Here is a 9561-nt window from a genome sequence, read left to right on the forward strand (position 1 = left end):
ATCCTTTTTTCAATAAAATTTATATAGTCTTTAGAAATAAATTGTATATTATAAAATCAATATGAATATTAATACATTTCATTCTTTTTTAATGGTAATTTGGGTGATTTGAGTATTAAATTTTAATCAATATTAAAATAATTTCATATTAGTTTAAATTATTTTATTTGATGTTTATTGATTTTAAATGTATATAGGAGGATTGATATGAATAAATCCTTAAATGTTTTATTCATATGTGTTATTGCTTTATGTGTCATTTCGACGGTTAGTGCAAGTGATGCAGTAGCAGATAATACTACTATTGGTTCAACTTATCAAATAAGTTCAGATTTGTCTAATGATGAAATCCAGACAATGTTTGATAATGCACAAGATGGGGATAAATTTGTATTTACTAGTAGGGAATATAATAATATTTCTTTAGTTGTTGATAAGAAATTGGACATTGTTTCCAATACGAATTCAAAAATCCATACTTCAAACCAAATAAGTGATAAAGCGAAAAATTTAGGATTAAGCAATTCTTTCGGGTTTTATTTCACATCTCATAGCTGTGGAAGTATATTATCAGGATTAACTATTATATCCAATAGTGATTATGGTATTGTTGTTGATTCGTCAGATAATACAACAATCAGGAATGTCGGTATTCAAAATGGAAAAACAGGTGTTTTAGTTAAAAACTCAAGTAATGTGGGTATATTATCTAATAATATTTCAAAAGTTAATGGTAATGGAATTCATTTAGAAAATGTCAAAAAGTCAACAATTTCTAAAAATACTGTTTCTTATACTAAAAGATCAGGGATACATCTTTCAAATATTTATTATTGTAATATAACTAATAATACTGTACATCACAATAACTTTAATGGAATCTCATTGTTTAATAAAACTACTGGAAATATAATCAAATACAATTTGGCTTATGAAAATCCTAATGGTATTTATATAAACTCAATTTCAAGTTATGATGTTATTAACGCAAATACTTTTACTAAAAATAGGCGTAATACTGATTATGAATTGGGTGCATTTGAATCAGGTAATGGGTTATTGTTTGGAGCTGATTTTAAAACAGCAAAAGAAGGAAACCCTTCAAGATTGGAAGTTAAATATAATGTTTTAACTCATAATGAAGGATACCAAGCTAAAAATAATCCTGATTTACCAGTATTTAAACTGGGTGATAATTGGTTTGATTCAACTGATGATGCAAATACATTTGTCTGCCCTATGCTTCTTGCAGGTATCATGAAAATGGGAACTTTTTCAGTTAAAAATGGTATTGGTCTTCAAATGTATGATACTAATGGAAAAGAAGTCAATGAGTTTGGTACTTTTGATACAAAGGTTAATATTAATGGAAACCAATATACTGCAAAATTTGTAAATGGTAAAGCTATAATTGATGCAAATCTTGATCCAGACACTGAATATGAAGTTGAAGTAATGATTGGTGGTAAACCTGTTAAATATACTTATAAAACAGCATCTAGTGATAAAAATGATGGTTCTGATTCAACATCAACATCACAGAATGGTAATCATGGAAACTCAGGAATAAAACCTGATGATTCTCTAGCTAATGGTGAGGGTGCTTCAAAAGGGGAAAATTCTGAGAATGGAAGTTCAAAAAGTGCTCATTTTGCAAATTCCATGAATTCTGGGATTTATGGTACAAATGCTTCTGGAGTATATCAAGATTCATCAGATAATGGTGATAGTGCTTTGACTAATGGTGATGCTAATGCTGGAGATTCCAGTGAAGGCGAACAATCTGAAGAAGGAGAAGTATATGAAGTAGTTCCTGCAAGTAAAATTTCAAAAGAAATTACTGACACTTCAGGTCTCATAGTATTAAGCATTGTTTCACTTATGGTAATGATTATTTATGGGTATTGGAGAAAACCCGAAATAGAAGATTAAACTTTCTTTTTATTTTTTTTATTTATTAACAAGTTTTAACAAACTATATTTAATGACTATTAAATTTGATTCTTTAAAAATAAATACTAATAAAAGCTTTGAAATCATTGATATTACTTCTAAAATTGATGAATTGATTGATATCGATGAGGGAATTATATCTATTTTTTCAAAGCATTCTACTTTTGCTATTGTTGTTAATGAAAATGAAGAGGGATTGTTAGGTGATTTAGAATTCTGTCTTGATAATATAGTTTCAGATAAATTTAGCTATTCTCATGATACAATTGGCAGTAATGCAAGGTCACATTTAAAGTCATTTTCACTTTCATCAAGCGAATGTTTACCTATAAAAAATGCGAAACTTGATTTAGGCACTTGGCAATCAGTATTTTTCATAGAATTAGATGGACCAAGACACAATAGAACAATATCTTTGACAATGCTTGGTGAATAATTGAATAAATGGCTAATCATTTTAATGGTTATTGTAATTATTTTATTTATTTTGATACTAATTTTTAATAATTATGATGTTACACCGAAACTGAGTAATTATTATCAAATGGAACTTAAATGAGAAAATTATGGTATTAAAAAAAAGAATTAAAGAATTTATTTGTTAATAAATTCTATTTCAAATGCAATTACTGGGTAATCTAAGTTAAAGTTTGTAATAACCTCCGGTGATACTTCACCAAAGAATCCTTTGACTGTACCTTTTTGAGCTACTCCTGTTACATCAGCTACTCTTCCTTCAATGAAAGTTTTATTTTCACTGTCTGTAATTTCCATAGTATATCCTAAATTTGATAAAACACTACTCATAATGGATTTAATTTCAGTAAAGTTAGCAGTTGAGTGACAAACGAGTGCTGCTAGTTTTTTAGAAGGAACTGTTTTATTTTCTTTAGTTTCATCTAAGTATAAAACATCTCCTATTTCGAATATTTTTTGAGGTAAGTCTTCATGTTTATTGTCTTCTAAGAATTCTATAAGTGAGTTGATTAAACTGGTTCTAATCATGGTTCTATCAATTGTAATTGGTCTTGCAACTTGAACATGAGGCTTTTCTTCTTGGTTCATTTTTTTATAATGTGCTTCTTCATTGGTTAACATTAAACTCATTACTTCTTGGAAGCCCATTGCAATCATTACCTCACGAATGGTACTTTCTGCTTTAAACCAGTTGTCTTCATAAGCTACTGTATTAATATCAGGGAGTTTAGCAACTACATCATTAATATGATATTGTACTGCAATATTTTCAACAATATCCACTTCATGTAAAATATCTACTCTGTATGAAGGTATTATTGCTTTAACTTCATTTTCACTGATTATTTCAGCATCAAAACGTGCTTTTAATAATAATTCTTTAATATCCTGTGAAGTTAAATTAGTTCCACCAATCAATTCATTAGCAGTATCTACATGAACATTCATTTCTTGAGGAGTCAAATCAGGAGTTATTATTATTTTATCTTCATATTTAACTTCCATAGACTTAATTTGACCACCTACTTCTGCAAAGGATGAACAGATAATGTTTAAAGACTGATTAACGGCTTTTTCATCAGTACCGGTTACGTCAACAATAATGTTGTGAGTGTCTTCTTTGATTTTAGTCAATTCCCCGTTAATAATTGGAGGCATGGATAATACATTGTCATCTTTATCAAGAATCAATGGGTATTTGTCAAAATCTTCAATTAAATGAGCATAATCTTTTCCTTTATCATGTTCAGTTAATATTTCATGAGGAGTCATTTTGCTGTCTTTCTCAAGAGGGACAAATGCATTTTCATCTTTTGGAGTAGCAATATATTTGAATGGTCCGTTTACTGCATCTGCATTATGGATACCAATAGCTACTTTTTTTCTGTCTCTTCCAATAACCCAATGGAGGTTTTCTTGGAAATCCATGATGTATTTTAATTTATCTCCTGAAAAATCGACATTATCTATTTTAGCAAAACCGATGTATGGTCTAATTGCTGCAACATCATTGTCTACAGTAACATATTCGCCAGATTCTTCAACTTTGTAGTCTGGAAAACCCACTTCTTGTCCAATGAATCCCTTAAATGATCTAGCTACTCCTTCAACAGATAGATTGTCGGGTCTGTTTGGGAAGAATTCTACTTTAATTTCTTCATCATCAAAGTCTTCAATATCACTAGACATCATTGGTAAAGTATCGATTAATTCGTCTTTTTCCATATCTATTCCTAAATCTTTTAAATCTTGATATTTGAATGTAATAACTGGCATTTAAATAGCTCCATAGTTTTATAATCCATATATTATCATAAAGAATAGAGATTCAATAACAAAATGAAGAGCTCTATGTTCTAATTCACCCATATCAGGTAGTAATACTGTATGGCATATATCTATTATAAAATGAATAAGGGCTGCTAATAATCCGATAATTGGATTTAAGAAAACAACCGATAAGATGACAAAATGGAATGCTGCTTCCATTGTTTCATGAATTAGCCAAGTCTGCCATGAAGAATGGGTAGATTGCTGAATAAATACTCCTAACAGAATATAAAAGTTATTTAAAACTTTCCACATTAATGTAGTGTGTAATATATCACTTATTGCTAAAACAACGGCAACATAAAACCAAATCATTTGCATTTTCCTTACAGTCCTTTTAATTGATAATAATAATATTTTAGTTTTATTATATAATATAGTTACCTATTAAGCTATTTTTTTTAATGTATTATGAAAGTTTTTTAAATAATAAAATACATAATTGATAGTATTATAATTCAATATTATATTAGGAGAAAATGTATGTCAAATGAAGAAATCCCTAAAGACTATGATTTTAAAAGAGAAAAATTTTGGGAGAAAAAATGGGAAGATGAAGACATCTATAAATATATTGGAGATGGATCTCGTCCTAGATACATAATTGATACTCCCCCACCATACCCAACAGGACTTATTCATTTAGGTCATGTTTTAAATTGGGTTTATATTGATATGAATGCAAGATACAGAAGATTGAAAGGTTATGATGTATTATTCCCACAAGGATGGGATTGTCATGGTCTTCCAACTGAAGTTAAAGTTGAAGAAACTCATGGAATCAAGAAAAACGATGTTTCTAGAGCTAAATTTAGAGAATATTGTGTTGATTTAACTACTAAAAATATTGCTAGTATGAAATCACAAATGAAATCAATGGGTTTTCACAAGATTGGAATCGTGAATTCATTACTATGACTCCAGAATATATGAGAAGAACTCAATATTCATTCTTAAAAATGTATAATGAAGGATTGATTTACCAAGGTATTCATCCAGTAAACTGGTGTCCTCGTTGTGAAACAGCTATTGCTTTTGCAGAAGTTGAATACAGTGATAATACTACATTTTTAAACTATGTTAACTTCCCACCAGCTGTTGAAGATTCTTATGAAGATATTGTATCTTCACAAGCTTCAGGTAAACAAGCTGACCCAAAAGATGAAGGTATATTAATTGCAACTACAAGGCCTGAATTAATGTCTGCTTGTGTAGCTGTTGTAATTCACCCAGATGATGAAAGATATGCTCATCTTTTAGGTAAATATGTGGAAGTTCCTTTATCTCATCAAAAAGTAAAGATAATTGCAGATGAAGAAGTAGATCCTGAATTTGGTACTGGTGCAGTAATGATTTGTACTTTTGGGGATAAAACTGACGTAAGTTGGGTAAATAAATATAATTTAGAAATTATTGATGCTATTGATGAAACTGGTAAATTAACTGATGCTGCTGGTAGATATGCTGGAATGGACTTACAAACCTGTAAAAAGCAAACCATTTCTGATTTAGATGCTGAAGGTTACTTATTAAAACAAGAACAAGTTGATCAGAATGTAGGGCAATGTTGGAGGTGTAAAACTCCTATTGAAATTCTTGTCAAAAAACAATGGTTTGTAGCTGTAAGAGAATTAATCCAAAAAACCAAGGATGCTGCAGATGAAATGAATTGGATGCCAGAACATATGAAATCTCGTATGCTAAACTGGGCAGATTCAATGGAATGGGACTGGTGTATTTCAAGACAAAGAATTTTTGCAACTCCAATTCCTGTATGGTACTGTAAAGATTGTGGAAAAGTTATTTTACCTGATGTTGAAGATTTACCAATTGATCCAACTCAAGATAAACCAAAACATGCATGTGAATGTGGATGTGAAGAATTTATTCCTGAAGAAGATGTTCTTGATACATGGATGGATTCATCTATTTCTCCATTATCTATTGCAGGTTGGCCTAATGAGGACTATGTCAATCATTTCCCAGCAAATATACGTCCACAAGGACATGATATTATCCGTACATGGACATTTTACACCACACTTAGATGCCTTGCTTTAACTGATCAAAAACCATTCTCTGATGTTGTAATTAATGGTATGGTATTTGGTGAAGATGGATACAAAATGAGTAAATCTAGAGGAAATGTAATCGGCCCTGAAGAAGTTATTGAGCAATATGGTGCAGATGCACTTAGAACATGGGCTGCAAACAGCGTACCTGGATCAGATGTAATATTTGATTGGAAAGAAATCAAACATGGATACAGATTTATAAGAAAATTCTGGAATGCATTTAGATTTATCAGTATGCAAATTTTCGATGAAGAAGTATCATATGATGAAGTCAAAGATGAATTAGGACCACTTGACATGTGGATTTTATCCAAACTTAATAATCTAAATAAACGTGTTGATAATGCATTTGCAAATTACAATTTTGCAGACACAATTGGATTAATTGAAAAATTCTTCTGGCATGATTTCTGTGATGAGTATATTGAAGCTGTAAAATATAGATTATATAATGATGTGTCTGATGAATCAAGAAAAGCTGCTAAATACACTTTAAGGTGTGTAATTGAAACATCCTTGAAATTGCTATCTCCAATTATACCTTTCTTTGTAGAAGAAGTTTATCAGTACTTTGATAATCAATCTATCCATACTACTTCTTGGCCTGAAGTAAATGAAGAATTAATCAGTGAAGAGATGGAAATTAAAGGTGAAACTACCATTGAATTAATTGATGAAGTTAGAAGATTCAAATCAGCATCAAAAATCCCATTAAATGCTGAGTTAAGTGAAGTAAATGTATATACTTCTGATAGTGATTTAGTTGATGTATTTAACATGTTTGATGAAGATATTAAAGGTACTTTAAAAATTAATGATTTAACTATCAGTTCAGGAAAACCTGAAGTCCATGAAAAAATCATTGAAGTTGAACCGGATATGTCTCAAATAGGACCAACATTCAAAGGTGATGCTGGTAAAATCATTGGTTATTTAAAATCAACAGATATTGATGAGATTGCTAGTGTTTTAGATGATTCTCAAGAAATTGTAGTTGAGGATATTGTAGTTCCTGCAGATATGTTAAATATTAAAAAAGAGATTGTAGGAGCATCTGGTAAGAAAGTAGATATCCTACAGTCCGAAAACTTGGATATGATTGTTGAAATAATTAAATAATTATTTCTTCAATTAAACTATTTTTTTCATTCATTAATTGGGAACCTTAATATAAAGCATGCTCCATTATCATTATATATTTCGAATTCTCCATTTAATTGTGTTATAAGTGAAGTGATAACTAGCCATCCTAATCCAGTAGATTTTTTTGGATCAAATCCTTCAGGGTATCCTTTTCCGTTGTCTTTGATGAAACATTCACAGATATTATCTTCTTTTTTAATATATGAATATATTTCATTCTCATTATTTTCACTTGTATAAGCATATTTAAAGGTATTAGTTACTATTTCGTTTAGTATTAGTAATACAGGTGTCATTTTATCATTAGGAAGTTTGAATTCTTCGTATTCATCAAATTTAAATGTAATCTCGGAAGATTGTTCATTAAAAGTATAATATAAATCTTCAGTCATTTTTTTGAATGATTCGACTGCATTAACATCATAGTTATTTTCTGTGTAACTTAATTTTTCATGCAAAAGAACTAATGAGTTAATTCTTCCTATGAGATTATCTATAATTTTTGCAGGTTGTTTATGGAATTTTTCTTCCAGTGAAATGAATCTAAGTAATAAATTTAAATTATTTTTAATTCTATGATTGGATTCATTAATTAATAGTTCCATATTTTTATTTGCAGCTAATATTTTATTTTCTTTTTCAATCTCTTGAGTAATATCTCGCATTCCACCAACGTAATATGTTTCTCCATTATATTCTCTTTTGAAATATGTAATCTGTATTTTTTGAACTTTATCATAAATTGGTGATTTGTAGTCATAAATTCCATCAATTAAACTTATTTCATTATTATGAATTTGTTCACGCATTGATTTAAATTCAGTATCAATAATGTTATTAAGAAGGTCATAGAGCATTAATTTAGGATGTTTTTTAGATAAATGAAACATTTCACTTATATTTTTTGAAGCATAATAATAATTAGTTTCATAACTGATAATAAAACTAGCAATATTCAAATTGTTATAAATAAAGGAGTTTAAGTCATTTAAAATATTATATCTTTTTTTCGGTTTCAAGTTCCTCTGTAACATCATGAACAATTATTGCTGTCTTTTTAAGATGATTATTTTCAAATATTTTTTTAATATCTAAAAGAATAGTTTTGGTTTTATTTGAATTTGTCAATATTTTAAAATAATCTTTACATGACTTTTCAGGATGGTCTATTAAGTTTTGTTTGAATTTTTCAAGTTTCGCCCTTTCTTCTGGAATAATGAGTTCATATATAATATTATGCATTTTATCATATGATAATGGTTTTCGGTCAATAATTTTGTATAATCCATCACTCCAAATGTAAAATCCATTTTCAAATTTAGTCCCAATTCCATATTTTTTACTTTTTTGTATGTATGTTGATGACTTACTGAAACTATGTAATTCCTTAATATGGATTTCAGCACTAGTGTCTTCTGCAGTAACTAACAAATAACCTTCTTCAATAAATGTAATATTGAGTTTAAGACGAAATTTTAATTCATTTTCTTGATAATAGTTTATATGCATGATGTCTTTTTGGTGTGTTTCATAAACTTCCTTAAAAATGCGATATATCTTATTTCTTAATTTTCCAAAAAGTATATTAGTACTTCTTCCAAAAAAGTCTTCAGCGCTAAGATTAAAATATTCTGCTAATTTTGGGTTTATATATTGATAAATAAAATCGGTATTGTCTTCGTTAGGTATTAATATTGCAATTTTAATATTTTCATCTTGAACTAGAGGGTTATTGAATGGTTATATCTCGTACTTTTCGCCCTTGTCATTGGAAATAAAGTCGTCCATTTTATAAATAAAAATACTGTTGCTCTTTTAATCAAAACTTACAGACATATAATCATATCCTTTTTATTAATAATATATCATGAATGGTAATGATATAAAGTCAATTAATAGTTTGTTATTATAATTATATAAATATTGATATAATAGTTTAATGGACTCTTTCAAAAACTTTGTTGATTTTCAAAATCCTTTTTGCGATTGTCATTCCAAATGAGATCCCTGCGATAGATTCGTTTTAAAACGCCTCGTTTAGTCTTGAATGTTCGTTTTCTTGATTTTGGCATTGTTTTTTGAA

At 28.8% G+C, this 9561-nt stretch carries 6 protein-coding genes and 1 pseudogene; 3 read left to right on the forward strand and 4 right to left on the reverse strand.

The features are described 5' to 3' along the window. Positions 1–207 precede the first annotated feature (207 nt). The gene (locus ACR0P1_RS06750) at positions 208–1932 is read left to right on the forward strand and encodes a right-handed parallel beta-helix repeat-containing protein (protein ID WP_432645643.1); all 1725 of its coding nucleotides are present in this window, start codon (positions 208–210) and stop codon (positions 1930–1932) included. A 52-nt stretch (positions 1933–1984) separates the two neighbouring features. Next, entirely contained in the window at positions 1985–2389 is a 405-nt protein-coding gene (locus ACR0P1_RS06755; protein WP_432645644.1) for a secondary thiamine-phosphate synthase enzyme YjbQ, read from the forward strand. Positions 2390–2547: 158 nt separating this feature from the next. Here the strand turns inward: ACR0P1_RS06755 and pheT are convergent, their stop codons facing one another. Together pheT and ACR0P1_RS06765 are read right to left on the reverse strand one after the other, a co-directional pair. Further along, positions 2548–4206 carry a phenylalanine--tRNA ligase subunit beta gene (gene pheT, locus ACR0P1_RS06760; protein ID WP_432645645.1) on the reverse strand — a complete coding sequence of 553 codons (1659 nt, stop codon included), beginning with the start codon at positions 4204–4206 and terminating at the stop codon, positions 2548–2550. An 18-nt stretch (positions 4207–4224) separates the two neighbouring features. Further along, positions 4225–4581 carry a hypothetical protein gene (locus ACR0P1_RS06765; RefSeq protein WP_432645646.1) on the reverse strand — a complete coding sequence of 119 codons (357 nt, stop codon included), beginning with the start codon at positions 4579–4581 and terminating at the stop codon, positions 4225–4227. A 162-nt stretch (positions 4582–4743) separates the two neighbouring features. Here ACR0P1_RS06765 and ACR0P1_RS06770 point away from each other — a divergent pair. Then, positions 4744–7454, forward strand: a pseudogene (locus ACR0P1_RS06770) (valine--tRNA ligase). A gap of 26 nt (positions 7455–7480) precedes the next feature. Here ACR0P1_RS06770 and ACR0P1_RS06775 read toward each other — a convergent pair. Continuing rightward, complete coding sequence (locus tag ACR0P1_RS06775; protein WP_432645647.1) at positions 7481–8497, reverse strand: sensor histidine kinase; 1017 nt, start codon at positions 8495–8497, stop codon at positions 7481–7483. Then, entirely contained in the window at positions 8475–9185 is a 711-nt protein-coding gene (locus ACR0P1_RS06780; protein WP_432645648.1) for a PAS domain-containing protein, read from the reverse strand. The genes ACR0P1_RS06775 and ACR0P1_RS06780 overlap by 23 nt, the downstream gene beginning before the upstream one ends. Positions 9186–9561 lie beyond the last annotated feature (376 nt).

The organism is Methanobrevibacter sp., from assembly GCF_050872065.1.
Classification (GTDB): Archaea; Methanobacteriota; Methanobacteria; order Methanobacteriales; family Methanobacteriaceae; genus Methanocatella.